Raw genomic sequence first — 13423 nt, 5'->3', positions numbered from 1 at the left:
GAGTGAATTCAATCTAACAAAATAAGTGCTGTTCTTTTTCTTATTGAAAATAAAATAACTAAGCTCTACCAAAAATTACTTGGTATTTTCACGAACCATTCTTTCAAAATAATTATCTATACTTTCGGAACTTTTAGTTATTCCCTCCGTTTTATACTTTTCTAAACTTTCCTTAATTGCATTCTGAGTGACTTCATTATACTCGGTTATATCTCTCATACGAGGATTATTAACTAAATTTTCTACCATAGCTTCCTCCAATTTTTGATAGATGAGAACTCTATCATTTAAAAAATTCTTTTTCACCAATGAGCCAATATTGGTTTTAGGTGACAATAAATCACTAACTAAAAGAATATCTACATTTCCACTAAAGATGGTCGAAAGATGCCCGTATACATCCATAAATTTCGTTATATCTCCTAATTCTAAAGCAATATCTATATCACTATTTTCGTCTTCTTCTCCTCTTGCATAGGAACCAAACAAGTAGACTTTTGATACGTTATATCGTTTAGCAATAGGCTCAATCTTAGCCTTAATTTCATCTATTGTATAAACCACGAGAACCTCTTTATTACCTAGAAAAATACTTCTAACATCGAAAAGTAAAAATTATTCTTTATCGAAAAATTCAGATACATCTTTTGGATTATTAAAATCAAGTTTAACAAGTTTTGACTTTTCTTTCGCTAGAGATTTAATATCGCTTTTTGCTTGTTCAACTTCGAGCATTGAATAATTTTCTTGATTGTATAACATGATATCTCTCCTTGAATAGTATATACCTATTGTATATTTTTACATAAAACGAATCAAGTTTAATACAAAATATGTTAAATATTTTCTTCCTAATTTAGCAAAAAAAAAATTTTAAGTAATTTTAAGTAACTCTGAAAGAAAAAATTGGAAGAAAAAATAAAAAGACAAGGCTCGAAAACCTTGTCGTTATTACTATACCGGCGGCCGGGGTCGAACCGGCACGTCCTTGCGGACACTGGATTTTGAGTCCAGCGCGTCTGCCAATTCCGCCACGCCGGCAAATAGTAACTGGGGTAGCTGGATTCGAACCAACGCATGAGGGAGTCAAAGTCCCTTGCCTTACCGCTTGGCTATACCCCAATAATATAAAATAGGCGAGTGATGGGGATCGAACCCACGCATGCCAGAGCCACAATCTGGTGTGTTAACCACTTCACCACACCCGCCATAATTTTAAAACACGGGCAGTAGGAATTGAACCCACACTGAAGGTTTTGGAGACCTTAGTTCTACCTTTAAACTATGCCCGTAGTTAAGGTTATGGAAGGGGAGGGATTCGAACCCCCGAACCCGAAGGAGCGGATTTACAGTCCGCCGCGTTTAGCCTCTTCGCTACCCTTCCAAAATATTTAAATGGCGCGAGACGGAATCGAACCGCCGACACATGGAGCTTCAATCCATTGCTCTACCAACTGAGCTACCGAGCCTTATTGCGGGAGCAGGATTTGAACCTACGACCTTCGGGTTATGAGCCCGACGAGCTACCGAGCTGCTCCATCCCGCGTTAATAATAAAGGAGGATGTGGGATTCGAACCCACGCACGCTTTTACACGCCTGACGGTTTTCAAGACCGTTCCCTTCAGCCGGACTTGGGTAATCCTCCAATAAATAGTCCGTACGGGATTCGAACCCGTGTTACCGCCGTGAAAAGGCGGTGTCTTAACCCCTTGACCAACGGACCATATTTCAATGGGCACGAGTGGACTCGAACCACCGACCTCACGCTTATCAGGCGTGCGCTCTAACCACCTGAGCTACGCGCCCAAGTTAAACAACTTGGTAAATGAACTATATGTTCAAAGCGGGTGACGAGAATCGAACTCGCGACAACAGCTTGGAAGGCTGTAGTTTTACCACTAAACTACACCCGCTAAAATGGGAGTTAACGGGATCGAACCGCTGACCCTCTGCTTGTAAGGCAGATGCTCTCCCAGCTGAGCTAAACTCCCTTTAGCTAAGCGACTTCCTTATCTCACAGGGGGCAACCCCCAACTACTTCCGGCGTTCTAGGGCTTAACTTCTGTGTTCGGCATGGGTACAGGTGTATCTCCTAGGCTATCGTCACTTAACTTTGAGTAATACCTACTCAAAATTGAATATCTATCAAATTCCAAGAAAACCTTCACACTTCGTATTCTCAGTTACTTTGGATAAGTCCTCGAGCTATTAGTATTAGTCCGCTACATGTGTCGCCACACTTCCACTTCTAACCTATCTACCTGATCATCTCTCAGGGCTCTTACTGATATAAAATCATGGGAAATCTCATCTTGAGGTGGGTTTCACACTTAGATGCTTTCAGCGTTTATCCCTTCCCTACATAGCTACCCAGCGATGCCTTTGGCAAGACAACTGGTACACCAGCGGTAAGTCCACTCTGGTCCTCTCGTACTAGGAGCAGATCCTCTCAAATTTCCTACGCCCGCGACGGATAGGGACCGAACTGTCTCACGACGTTCTGAACCCAGCTCGCGTGCCGCTTTAATGGGCGAACAGCCCAACCCTTGGGACCGACTACAGCCCCAGGATGCGACGAGCCGACATCGAGGTGCCAAACCTCCCCGTCGATGTGAACTCTTGGGGGAGATAAGCCTGTTATCCCCAGGGTAGCTTTTATCCGTTGAGCGATGGCCCTTCCATACGGAACCACCGGATCACTAAGCCCGACTTTCGTCCCTGCTCGAGTTGTAGCTCTCGCAGTCAAGCTCCCTTATACCTTTACACTCTGCGAATGATTTCCAACCATTCTGAGGGAACCTTTGGGCGCCTCCGTTACCTTTTAGGAGGCGACCGCCCCAGTCAAACTGCCCGTCAGACACTGTCTCCGATAGGGATCACCTATCTGGGTTAGAGTGGCCATAACACAAGGGTAGTATCCCAACAGCGTCTCCTTCGAAACTGGCGTCCCGATCTCTTAGACTCCTACCTATCCTGTACATGTGGTACAGACACTCAATATCAAACTGCAGTAAAGCTCCATGGGGTCTTTCCGTCCTGTCGCGGGTAACCTGCATCTTCACAGGTACTAAAATTTCACCGAGTCTCTCGTTGAGACAGTGCCCAAATCATTACGCCTTTCGTGCGGGTCGGAACTTACCCGACAAGGAATTTCGCTACCTTAGGACCGTTATAGTTACGGCCGCCGTTTACTGGGGCTTCAATTCATACCTTCGCGTTTCCGCTAAGCACTCCTCTTAACCTTCCAGCACCGGGCAGGCGTCACCCCCTATACATCATCTTACGATTTAGCAGAGAGCTGTGTTTTTGATAAACAGTTGCTTGGGCCTATTCACTGCGGCTGACTTAAAGTCAGCACCCCTTCTCCCGAAGTTACGGGGTCATTTTGCCGAGTTCCTTAACGAGAGTTCTCTCGCTCACCTGAGGCTACTCGCCTCGACTACCTGTGTCGGTTTGCGGTACGGGTAGAGTATGTTTAAACGCTAGAAGCTTTTCTTGGCAGTGTGACGTCACTAACTTCGCTACTAAACTTCGCTCCCCATCACAGCTCAATGTTATAGAACTAAGCATTTAACTCAATTCACACCTCACTGCTTAGACAGACACTTCCAATCGTCTGCTTTAGTTAGCCTACTGCGTCCCTCCATCACTACATACTCTAGTACAGGAATATCAACCTGTTGTCCATCGGATACACCTTTCGGTCTCTCCTTAGGTCCCGACTAACCCAGGGCGGACGAGCCTTCCCCTGGAAACCTTAGTCTTACGGTGGACAGGATTCTCACCTGTCTTTCGCTACTCATACCGGCATTCTCACTTCTATGCGTTCCAGCACTCCTCACGGTACACCTTCTTCACACATAGAACGCTCTCCTACCATACCTATAAAGGTATCCACAGCTTCGGTAAATTGTTTTAGCCCCGGTACATTTTCGGCGCAGGGTCACTCGACTAGTGAGCTATTACGCACTCTTTGAATGAATAGCTGCTTCTAAGCTAACATCCTAGTTGTCTGTGCAACCCCACATCCTTTTCCACTTAACAATTATTTTGGGACCTTAGCTGGTGGTCTGGGCTGTTTCCCTTTCGACTACGGATCTTAGCACTCGCAGTCTGACTGCCGACCATAATTCATTGGCATTCGGAGTTTATCTGAGATTGGTAATCCGGGATGGACCCCTCACCCAAACAGTGCTCTACCTCCAAGAATCTCTAATGTCGACGCTAGCCCTAAAGCTATTTCGGAGAGAACCAGCTATCTCCAAGTTCGTTTGGAATTTCTCCGCTACCCACAAGTCATCCAAGCACTTTTCAACGTGCCCTGGTTCGGTCCTCCAGTGCGTCTTACCGCACCTTCAACCTGCTCATGGGTAGGTCACATGGTTTCGGGTCTACGACATGATACTAATTCGCCCTGTTCAGACTCGGTTTCCCTACGGCTCCGTCTCTTCAACTTAACCTCGCATCATATCGTAACTCGCCGGTTCATTCTACAAAAGGCACGCTCTCACCCATTAACGGGCTCGAACTTGTTGTAGGCACACGGTTTCAGGTTCTATTTCACTCCCCTCCCGGGGTGCTTTTCACCTTTCCCTCACGGTACTGGTTCACTATCGGTCACTAGGGAGTATTTAGGGTTGGGAGATGGTCCTCCCAGATTCCGACGGGATTTCACGTGTCCCGCCGTACTCAGGATACTGCTAGGTACAAAGACTATTTTGAATACGAGGCTATCACTCTCTTTGGCTGATCTTCCCAAATCATTCTTCTATAGTCTTTGAGTCCACATTGCAGTCCTACAACCCCGAAGAGTAAACTCTTCGGTTTGCCCTCCTGCCGTTTCGCTCGCCGCTACTAAGGCAATCGCTTTTGCTTTCTCTTCCTGCAGCTACTTAGATGTTTCAGTTCACTGCGTCTTCCTCCTCATATCCTTAACAGATATGGGTAACAGGTAGTACCTGTTGGGTTCCCCCATTCGGAAATCCCTGGATCATCGCTTACTTACAGCTACCCAAGGCATATCGTCGTTTGTCACGTCCTTCTTCGGCTCCTAGTGCCAAGGCATCCACCGTGCGCCCTTATTAACTTAACCTTATTTTTCTGACCTTTCAGTCATAAACTCTTATTAATACTACAGCGTTTTCGGTTTATTTTCTTGTTACTATTTGATATAGATATTCAATTTTCAATGTGCATTACTTGGTGATCTCTCACCAATGGAGCCTAGCGGGATCGAACCGCTGACCTCCTGCGTGCAAAGCAGGCGCTCTCCCAGCTGAGCTAAGGCCCCACAAGACCTCTCAAGACTAAACAAGACCAATGTGCATTCCTTATCCTTAGAAAGGAGGTGATCCAGCCGCACCTTCCGATACGGCTACCTTGTTACGACTTCACCCCAATCATCTATCCCACCTTAGGCGGCTGGCTCCAAATGGTTACCTCACCGACTTCGGGTGTTACAAACTCTCGTGGTGTGACGGGCGGTGTGTACAAGGCCCGGGAACGTATTCACCGCGGCGTGCTGATCCGCGATTACTAGCGATTCCGACTTCATGTAGGCGAGTTGCAGCCTACAATCCGAACTGAGACTGGCTTTAAGAGATTAGCTTGCCGTCACCGACTTGCGACTCGTTGTACCAGCCATTGTAGCACGTGTGTAGCCCAGGTCATAAGGGGCATGATGATTTGACGTCATCCCCACCTTCCTCCGGTTTATTACCGGCAGTCTCGCTAGAGTGCCCAACTGAATGATGGCAACTAACAATAGGGGTTGCGCTCGTTGCGGGACTTAACCCAACATCTCACGACACGAGCTGACGACAACCATGCACCACCTGTCACCTCTGTCCCGAAGGAAAACTCTATCTCTAGAGCGGTCAGAGGGATGTCAAGACCTGGTAAGGTTCTTCGCGTTGCTTCGAATTAAACCACATGCTCCACCGCTTGTGCGGGCCCCCGTCAATTCCTTTGAGTTTCAACCTTGCGGTCGTACTCCCCAGGCGGAGTGCTTAATGCGTTAGCTGCGGCACTAAACCCCGGAAAGGGTCTAACACCTAGCACTCATCGTTTACGGCGTGGACTACCAGGGTATCTAATCCTGTTTGCTCCCCACGCTTTCGAGCCTCAGCGTCAGTTACAAGCCAGAGAGCCGCTTTCGCCACCGGTGTTCCTCCATATATCTACGCATTTCACCGCTACACATGGAATTCCACTCTCCCCTCTTGCACTCAAGTTAAACAGTTTCCAAAGCGTACTATGGTTAAGCCACAGCCTTTAACTTCAGACTTATCTAACCGCCTGCGCTCGCTTTACGCCCAATAAATCCGGACAACGCTCGGGACCTACGTATTACCGCGGCTGCTGGCACGTAGTTAGCCGTCCCTTTCTGGTAAGATACCGTCACAGTGTGAACTTTCCACTCTCACACTCGTTCTTCTCTTACAACAGAGCTTTACGATCCGAAAACCTTCTTCACTCACGCGGCGTTGCTCGGTCAGACTTCCGTCCATTGCCGAAGATTCCCTACTGCTGCCTCCCGTAGGAGTCTGGGCCGTGTCTCAGTCCCAGTGTGGCCGATCACCCTCTCAGGTCGGCTATGTATCGTCGCCTTGGTGAGCCGTTACCTCACCAACTAGCTAATACAACGCAGGTCCATCTGGTAGTGATGCAATTGCACCTTTCAAGCAGATATCATGCAATATCTACTATTATGCGGTATTAGCTATCGTTTCCAATAGTTATCCCCCGCTACCAGGCAGGTTACCTACGCGTTACTCACCCGTTCGCAACTCATCCGGAGAAGCAAGCTCCTCCTTCAGCGTTCTACTTGCATGTATTAGGCACGCCGCCAGCGTTCGTCCTGAGCCAGGATCAAACTCTCATTAAAAGTTTGAGTTCTCACTCATTTCTGTCACTGACAGATTTATTGTTTTTTTCATTGTTCAGTACTACAACCTTAGTTGTAGTGCCCTGCACATTGGTTCGTCTTGTTCAGTTTTCAAAGGTCTTTGTCACTCACTTCTCTCAAGTGACAACTATATTAGTATATCACAGTCGCTTTCGCTTGTCAACACTTTTTTGAAACTTTTTTTAATTTTTTTCATCTAGTGTTTCATCTGCTTCATACTATAGTCCGTACGGGATTCGAACCCGTGTTACCGCCGTGAAAAGGCGGTGTCTTAACCCCTTGACCAACGGACCGGAGTTGTTATTTTCAACTCTTACTATTATACCGACTTTTCTTACTTTGTCAACACCTTTTTTTAATTTTTTTTAGAAGTCTTGTAATGTTTCCTTCAGCTCTCTGAGAAGGGCTTTGCGGCCTTTAAATCGTTCGTCTGCCCAGAGGCGTTCATAGGCTTCTTGCTTATCTTCTGGTAACTTTCTTCTATAAGTATTCAACAATTCATGAAGGGCGTAGTAATCATCCAGCCACAATCCTCCTTCTGGTAGGCGATGGCTAATCTCCCCTACTTCTTCGTAGGCCATTCGGTCTAGGCGACGTTTTTGACTCTCTTGCTTTCTGACGCTATCTAGGATTCGATTGCGGAATTTTGTTTTGAAGTAGACGTAGAGTTTCTTTTCCTCTTCCACTAATTCTGGATGGGCTTCGAGGAGTTCATAGAGACAGATCAGTCCTTCTTGGTCCCAATCCTCTTTTTCCCACAGGTGGAGATAGTAATCTTTTCGACATCTATGGACAATTCCTTTTACCTTCTCATAATACTTTTCAAGCATTTGCTTTCCCCCTTTCTCTGCTTGTAGTATAGCAGAGAAAGGGGGAAAGAAGGGCTTTGGTTTCTGTCTTGTGTTTTTTTGAGTCTGTAATGTTATGGATTATAAGTTTGTAATTCACATAAAGGTGACTAGTTTTTCACAGTCTAATTTTCATGTAAAGAAAAAAGCCCACTGTTGTAGGCTTTCTGTAAGATATTTCTTAAAATTAAAGCATTTTGTTGTATCGCTTTTTTGACTATTCAGCAAGTTGCTTTATATTCTCCTAATGGTTGATATTAGGGTGTCTAGTTGTTTTCATGTTTCTTTTTAATGTCTAGGAGTTTCTGTCTTACTCCACAAATCACTGAACATGAAACTCTATTTTTAATGAGTTCAGCAGGCAAGAAACTAGCACGGTTAAGACGTGCTTTTTTTATAGCCCATTATATAGGAAATTATTCTATATTTTTTTATCTTATATTTCAATACCTGATGCAAGTATAACAAAAAAATTGTTGGTTTTCTATTTTTAAGTAAGTTTTTCTGACCTACCCCCCACCCCCTTAATTTTTTGTTAAAAATTTGGACAGTCTTGTGCAGGCCGCTTACCCGCGTCTTTGAAAATTTCCGATTTTTTTGACCGGGGGGTGTTTAAGAAAATTTAAAAATTACACAATATCTTTAAAAACTTCTTTTTTTATTTCCTGTGTCTAATCTTGTCTTTTGAGTCAATTTCTTTACATATTCTTTCTATAATTTTAATTACCAATTCATTGTTTTACACATTCTATTGAATTCGCTTAGTGAGTTACTTCCTTACTCTATCAAGTGTTTTATAAGATACTGTAATATGAATTCACTGTTTCCTTAAAACAAGGAATTCATAAAAGAACAAGGAAAAAGATAGGCGCGAACCCATCTTCTTTTTGTTTATTGCCCAAAGAATTTAGAAATAATATTTTTCTTTTTCTCTGGTAGATCATTAAAGACTTCCCTTTGTTTAATAAGTTCTTGCTCTTTCTGATCTATAAAATCATCTACCACTCCAGAGATATACTCTGTAAATTCTTCAACACTATGTCCCTTGATTTTATCATCTTGTACTAACTCTTCTAGAAGTAAGTCACTCCATAAAATCATATCTGGAGAAAGATTATAGTGTTCCATTTCTTTAAGAATGGCCTGCTCATAGTATCGTTGCTGCCCTTTGTTAATGTAATAGTACTTGTCTTTAAACTTCTTATCAACATTCTTGAATTGATATTCCTCTAAGAGTTTACTTCTCAAAAATCCATCAGCAGCTACCTCGTGAGATTCGATAGTGTAAAAGCTCTTTAGCTTATCTAAAAACTCAAAGATATCAGAACGATAAAGACTATTTTCTTCTTGTAGTGTTGATGCCATATCAGTAACTAAAGGTGAAATTTTGTTCTGAGAAAACTCCTTCCAATCTTTAAAATATGCTAATGACTTTTCCCTGATGGCTTTTTCTCGCTGTTTAAATTCATTTTCTAACTGATTTTCTTTTTGACGTGTTGTCAAAAACATATCGCTTAAAATCGAAGTGTAGTCTTGTTTATACTCTTCAATTTCGTTTAGTATTTCTTTTTTAACTTCCTCTTGCTTACTGAAGAATTCTGTAGCTTCTGCTTCATTCAGTTTATGAAAAAGATTCTTCATGAGTTCATGAAATGGATTAACATAAACTAGATTATAGTCCTGATACAAAAGGAAGAGATTGATAACATCAATGCTATTCATCGATTAACCTCCAATACCTGGCTCTTGATTTTTTGAGAAATCAAGCTCCCAAACTGCAGCAGTCTTTTCATCATGAGCCTTACCATAAGCAAATTGCTTAGCCACATAGAGATCCATATCTTCAAGCGCCAACGTATCTTGATAGCGTTGTAGGTTAATGCCTCCACCTAAAACCGCATCATAGCGTCCTTGAATGAAAGAAGTCGCCTTCCCTTTTTCTTGAGAGATTGAAGGAATGATTTGTAAATTTAGAGGTATCGCTTTGTTATATGCTGCGCTGTCTGTGAAATTAATTAGTTTCTTCTCGATCTCCCAAATTTCTTCTGAATTCACAACAAGAACAATCTTATTTGTCGTATCGACAAAACTAACTCCATCAGCCTTTACAGAGTGAAATTTGAAGATCTCTGATACCTGGTTTACGGTTTCTTTAGGATTTTCAAAAGTTAATTTTAAAGCTTGTTTTTCTTTTTTAGGGTAAGTAATATTTGAACCTTGAGCTACTCCCGTCAATTTTCTTGTTAGTCCTAGAGGTTTATTATCACCATCACCATTTAAAAACCCTTCTTCCAATGCTACCGCAAAGGATTCTGTCAATTGTGTTCTGACAAAGTTTTCAATCCAAGCTGGCCCGAGTTCTTTGAAATCTTTCGGGATCACGATAAAAGCCGTTAATTTATGCTGAGTTTCTTGTCTGCTTCCAAAGCTGGCCTTTAGTTGCCCTTTGATTTCTCCAAAAATCTTACCCCAGACTGCTCCACCGCTACGCTCTGATGTCAAAAAGTTCAGTCGGATCCCTAGGTTTTTTAGTCCAATTTTTTCAAGTAAAGGGTGTTCTGATTTTATATCTTCAAAAATTCTGTCAATCGTCTCCTCTGGGAGAAGTTTTTCCACCCCTTTAGGGATATTCTTATCAAACTCATTAAAGAATACCATTTCATTGCCCTTTAAAGTATTAGGCTGTGATGTAAAGCCATCTCCTAAATATGATGCGGTTTTAGCTTCTTCGATCATATGTTCCTGCATTTTGTCTAACATATCACCATAAAGTTCTGTTTGCTGATCTTGTGGAGCATTAGTTTTTACTGCATTCATAAACGCTTCTCTAGCTTGCATATATTCGTTTCTTGTTTGTCCTTTAAGTCTCATTGTCATATTTTTTATTTCCTTTCATTCTTAAGTAAAAAAGGTAGAACAAAAAACGTAATTTACGTCTTATGTCCTACCTCTTGTTTTCAAGTCAGTATTTAAAATTTTTGTTGTGTTTTGGTTTCTACCATGGTCACAATACCATCTGCAATTATCAACCGAATGTCACCATATTCTGGTAACTTTACACTCTTAATTATACCACGATTTAGGAAGTAAATCCAACCTTTATGTAATTCGTTCATATATCCTCTTTTCTCTAAAAAGGTAGTCATTTTGGGGTATCTAGTGACTACCACCTCCTCCTTACAGTCCCAAGGGTTTGCAAAAAGCGTAGTCAGGTAGTCACCTCTCGCTCAAAAAAATAATAATAAACACCTTAACTCTATTTACTCTATATACTTATAAATAATTTAAAATAACTACTTTTTAATATAAAAGTCAATCACATCAAGGGTTTAGGGGGTAGTCAGTAAAATCTTAAAAACTACCCTTGTTTTTAAATCCTTTTGTTTAAAGGTTCTAGCCACTCTCTTAAAGGTAGTCATTTTTTGAGTTAGTGACTACCCTAACTACCTTTTAGGTTTTGAGTAACCAGGCTTAACACTTTTTCCAAATTTTAAAGATCGTTTGTGTTCCCATCCCTCTTTATTTTGCATGTACTTTTTAACCTTTGCTTTATCCTTTGGTGGTGCTTTGTCAGTTAGATAGACTTCTTGGAAGAATAGGTTTATAGTCATCTTGTCACGTTCTACTAGTTCGCCATAGGTGTCTGTGTCAAGTTCAACTGTTCCACCTTTACTATTTCTAAAATAACCCTCGTTCATCATGTCATAAATATAGTAATACCTGGTTCTGTCTGTAACTGGGTAACGGTACATTTTTTCAGGAAAAGGTAAAGCTAAATAACGCTCCAAATCTTCAAGGGTTTCATCTACAAACTTGTAACGACTTCTTACATCGTTTACTAGTTTTTCCTGTTCATCTGTCAGGTTCAACACCTGGTTAGATCTCCAGGCTAACACCATAGCACCCCAAAAGTGTCTACGGTCTTTCTCTGTCCACTTCCTGCCCTTATAGGCGGTGTCTTTGTGTACCTCAGCAACCAGAAAGCGCCTTTCCCCTGTCAGGTCGTTTAAATAATCATGATCATTGGTCGCCCTCACAATAATAAAACTCTTAGGACGTCGCCTATCGCTTGAAGCGTAAGGCGGTCTAAACTCTAGCTTGGTTCCTGTGATGAATTTCTTTAATTCTGAAAAACTAGCCTTTTTACTGGCCACCATTTCATCATCAAACACACACCAGTTTCTCACCATCCTAGCCTTGTCATCCTTATCTGTGAAAGTTTCAACGGTTGTAAAATACTTGTGAGTAAAAAGCCCCTCAAAAAATTGAGTCTTTCCCACTCCCTGCCTTCCGGTCAAGTCCAGCACAAAGTCAAACTTAATAGTGGGATCAAACACCTTTGCAACTGCTCCACGAAAAAACAAGTCAATGATAATACGGTTATATTCGTCATCCTTGATATTGAGATAATGCCTTAGAATATCAAACGGATCTCGCTGATTCACTAGTTCTTTATACTCGCTTTCGCATGATTCCAGGTAGTCTTTTAAAGGGTTGTAGCTATGCTCTCCAGCTACTACTTCCAAAATATCAGCGATATCCCCTTTTTTATAATCCATCTTATACTTGGTAGCAATATAAGCCCTTATCTCTCTGATAATCAGATCATCGATTGTACCGCTTAAGGTTCTACCGTTCAACTTTGTTGGTTTTGTCACATCAATTTCATAAGTAAAGGTGTTGTACTGTATAGCCCCTTTCAGCTTGCTATCTCCACTTAAAATCTTCTTGAGATTGTCCAAGGTTATGGCAAAGCCTTTCCCTTTGGTTTTAGGTGTTAGATTCAGGCTATTGTTTTCCTCGTTGGTCTCCCTTGCTTGGGTCAAGTCCACCACGGTAGGCGATGCTCTTGGCTGATTCTCTTCAATGATTTTATTTACAATTTCTTCACTATTCAAAAGCTACCTCCTTATAGAATTTAGTTGCTACTTCTAGGAAATAGCTGGCTAGTTCTTTCCGTTTGACGATTGCAGAAAACAAGTCCACCAGCTGACTAAAACTGTAGCCATTCACAAATAGTAAACGAATAAAGACCGAAGTCTCATATCTGGTATAAATCCCGTTACAAATCAGGTCAAAAACCCAACCTTTCAGCTCCACGCCAAGCCCCTGCCGTTGCTCTGTCAATTTGTTTACTTCTAAATCTTTCAGGATCGTCAGCAAGTCAGGACTAGCCAAAGCAATTTCCAATGATCTAGTTAGTTCCCAGCCTTCCTTATGGTTTTTATCGTCTCTGATAGCTAAATATAAGCCTTTGTAGTGAAAATCCGTCAGCCCCTCACCTATCGGCTCGTAGTACACAAACTTATAGTAGTTGCCATTCTTCCATACTTGGGTAGGGTTAGACTTGAGAAAGGCGAATAATGATAATTTATCAGCGGATAAAATCAACTCCATCACTCTCATTCATCCACCCCCAAAAATTTTAGAATATCTGTCACTTTATAGTATGTTTTTCTGGTATCCAGTGGAGGTTGGTAACGCCTTAAACCTGCAGCTTCCCACTTTTGAAGTGTTTTATACTTTATGCTTAACTCTTCCATTGTTTCCTGAGCTGTAATTAAGCCCGTGAGTCTCGGCGGTACTTTTTCACGGCTTTTTAGGTAACGTTCGATAGCTTCTAATATTTTTGTTTTGAGTTCCTCAATCATCTTTTCAAACATATCA

At 42.1% G+C, this 13423-nt stretch carries 9 protein-coding genes, 14 tRNA genes and 3 rRNA genes; all 26 read right to left on the bottom strand.

Features of this window, described 5'->3' with window-relative positions:
* Positions 1–75 precede the first annotated feature (75 nt).
* The 26 genes from RRU92_RS03350 to RRU92_RS03225 all read right to left on the bottom strand — a co-directional run bounded on the left by RRU92_RS03350 (position 76) and on the right by RRU92_RS03225 (position 13419).
* Positions 76–564: a nucleotidyltransferase family protein gene (locus tag RRU92_RS03350; protein WP_223339732.1), complete on the bottom strand. Its 489-nt coding sequence runs from the start codon at positions 562–564 to the stop codon at positions 76–78.
* 51 nt (positions 565–615) lie between these two features.
* Positions 616–762, bottom strand: a complete 147-nt coding sequence (locus RRU92_RS03345) for a hypothetical protein (protein ID WP_006144804.1) — start codon at positions 760–762, stop codon at positions 616–618.
* 195 nt (positions 763–957) lie between these two features.
* Positions 958–1041: transfer RNA gene (locus tag RRU92_RS03340), tRNA-Leu, on the bottom strand.
* Positions 1042–1050: 9 nt separating this feature from the next.
* Positions 1051–1122 (bottom strand) — tRNA-Gln (locus RRU92_RS03335).
* 13 nt (positions 1123–1135) lie between these two features.
* Positions 1136–1208, bottom strand: a tRNA-His gene (locus tag RRU92_RS03330).
* A gap of 13 nt (positions 1209–1221) precedes the next feature.
* Positions 1222–1292 (bottom strand) — tRNA-Trp (locus tag RRU92_RS03325).
* An 11-nt stretch (positions 1293–1303) separates the two neighbouring features.
* Positions 1304–1384, bottom strand: a tRNA-Tyr gene (locus RRU92_RS03320).
* Positions 1385–1396: 12 nt separating this feature from the next.
* Positions 1397–1469, bottom strand: a tRNA-Phe gene (locus tag RRU92_RS03315).
* Between the two features lie 3 nt (positions 1470–1472).
* Positions 1473–1546, bottom strand: a tRNA-Met gene (locus RRU92_RS03310).
* A 10-nt stretch (positions 1547–1556) separates the two neighbouring features.
* A tRNA-Ser gene (locus RRU92_RS03305) sits at positions 1557–1646 on the bottom strand.
* A gap of 6 nt (positions 1647–1652) precedes the next feature.
* Positions 1653–1724 (bottom strand) — tRNA-Glu (locus RRU92_RS03300).
* 9 nt (positions 1725–1733) lie between these two features.
* Positions 1734–1807: transfer RNA gene (locus RRU92_RS03295), tRNA-Ile, on the bottom strand.
* 36 nt (positions 1808–1843) lie between these two features.
* Positions 1844–1914, bottom strand: a tRNA-Gly gene (locus tag RRU92_RS03290).
* 5 nt (positions 1915–1919) lie between these two features.
* Positions 1920–1992 (bottom strand) — tRNA-Val (locus tag RRU92_RS03285).
* Positions 1993–1996: 4 nt separating this feature from the next.
* Positions 1997–2112 (bottom strand): 5S ribosomal RNA (gene rrf / locus RRU92_RS03280).
* A gap of 77 nt (positions 2113–2189) precedes the next feature.
* Positions 2190–5093 (bottom strand): 23S ribosomal RNA (locus RRU92_RS03275).
* Between the two features lie 125 nt (positions 5094–5218).
* Positions 5219–5291 (bottom strand) — tRNA-Ala (locus RRU92_RS03270).
* 50 nt (positions 5292–5341) lie between these two features.
* Positions 5342–6887: ribosomal RNA gene (locus tag RRU92_RS03265) — 16S ribosomal RNA — on the bottom strand.
* The 16S, 23S and 5S rRNA genes sit together here with 14 tRNA genes alongside, the layout of an rRNA operon.
* A 242-nt stretch (positions 6888–7129) precedes the next feature.
* Positions 7130–7201: transfer RNA gene (locus tag RRU92_RS03260), tRNA-Glu, on the bottom strand.
* Between the two features lie 72 nt (positions 7202–7273).
* Positions 7274–7738 carry a sigma-70 family RNA polymerase sigma factor gene (locus RRU92_RS03255; protein WP_315640415.1) on the bottom strand — a complete coding sequence of 155 codons (465 nt, stop codon included), beginning with the start codon at positions 7736–7738 and terminating at the stop codon, positions 7274–7276.
* Positions 7739–8647: 909 nt separating this feature from the next.
* Positions 8648–9478 (bottom strand): hypothetical protein, encoded by an 831-nt coding sequence (locus RRU92_RS03250; protein WP_315640413.1) that lies wholly within the window; start codon positions 9476–9478, stop codon positions 8648–8650.
* Positions 9479–9481: 3 nt separating this feature from the next.
* Positions 9482–10633, bottom strand: coding sequence for a phage major capsid protein (locus RRU92_RS03245; RefSeq protein ID WP_410530773.1), 1152 nt, complete (start codon positions 10631–10633; stop codon positions 9482–9484).
* Between the two features lie 92 nt (positions 10634–10725).
* Positions 10726–10872, bottom strand: coding sequence for a hypothetical protein (locus RRU92_RS03240; RefSeq protein WP_315640412.1), 147 nt, complete (start codon positions 10870–10872; stop codon positions 10726–10728).
* Positions 10873–11199: 327 nt separating this feature from the next.
* Positions 11200–12654 carry a virulence-associated E family protein gene (locus RRU92_RS03235; RefSeq protein ID WP_315640411.1) on the bottom strand — a complete coding sequence of 485 codons (1455 nt, stop codon included), beginning with the start codon at positions 12652–12654 and terminating at the stop codon, positions 11200–11202.
* Positions 12647–13162 carry a hypothetical protein gene (locus tag RRU92_RS03230; protein ID WP_315640410.1) on the bottom strand — a complete coding sequence of 172 codons (516 nt, stop codon included), beginning with the start codon at positions 13160–13162 and terminating at the stop codon, positions 12647–12649. Before RRU92_RS03230 ends, RRU92_RS03235 begins: the two co-directional genes overlap by 8 nt.
* Entirely contained in the window at positions 13159–13419 is a 261-nt protein-coding gene (locus RRU92_RS03225) for a hypothetical protein (RefSeq protein ID WP_315640409.1), read from the bottom strand. Before RRU92_RS03225 ends, RRU92_RS03230 begins: the two co-directional genes overlap by 4 nt.
* Positions 13420–13423 lie beyond the last annotated feature (4 nt).

It is taken from the genome of Streptococcus sp. DTU_2020_1001019_1_SI_AUS_MUR_006 (assembly GCF_032340315.1).
GTDB lineage: Bacteria > Bacillota > Bacilli > Lactobacillales > Streptococcaceae > Streptococcus.
The sequence above is the reverse complement of the archived record's forward strand: the minus strand, read 5'-3'. Positions and strand labels throughout refer to the sequence as shown.

What these genes read in the sequence shown, in the direction of transcription:
- RRU92_RS03345 (WP_006144804.1), bottom strand. Translation starts at nt 762, where the DNA reads ATGTTATACAATCAAGAAAATTATTCAATGCTCGAAGTTGAACAAGCA.
- RRU92_RS03255 (WP_315640415.1), bottom strand. Translation starts at nt 7,738, where the DNA reads ATGCTTGAAAAGTATTATGAGAAGGTAAAAGGAATTGTCCATAGATGT.
- RRU92_RS03250 (WP_315640413.1), bottom strand. Translation starts at nt 9,478, where the DNA reads ATGAATAGCATTGATGTTATCAATCTCTTCCTTTTGTATCAGGACTAT.
- RRU92_RS03245 (WP_410530773.1), bottom strand. Translation starts at nt 10,633, where the DNA reads ATGACAATGAGACTTAAAGGACAAACAAGAAACGAATATATGCAAGCT.
- RRU92_RS03240 (WP_315640412.1), bottom strand. Translation starts at nt 10,872, where the DNA reads ATGAACGAATTACATAAAGGTTGGATTTACTTCCTAAATCGTGGTATA.
- RRU92_RS03230 (WP_315640410.1), bottom strand. Translation starts at nt 13,162, where the DNA reads ATGAGAGTGATGGAGTTGATTTTATCCGCTGATAAATTATCATTATTC.
- RRU92_RS03225 (WP_315640409.1), bottom strand. Translation starts at nt 13,419, where the DNA reads ATGTTTGAAAAGATGATTGAGGAACTCAAAACAAAAATATTAGAAGCT.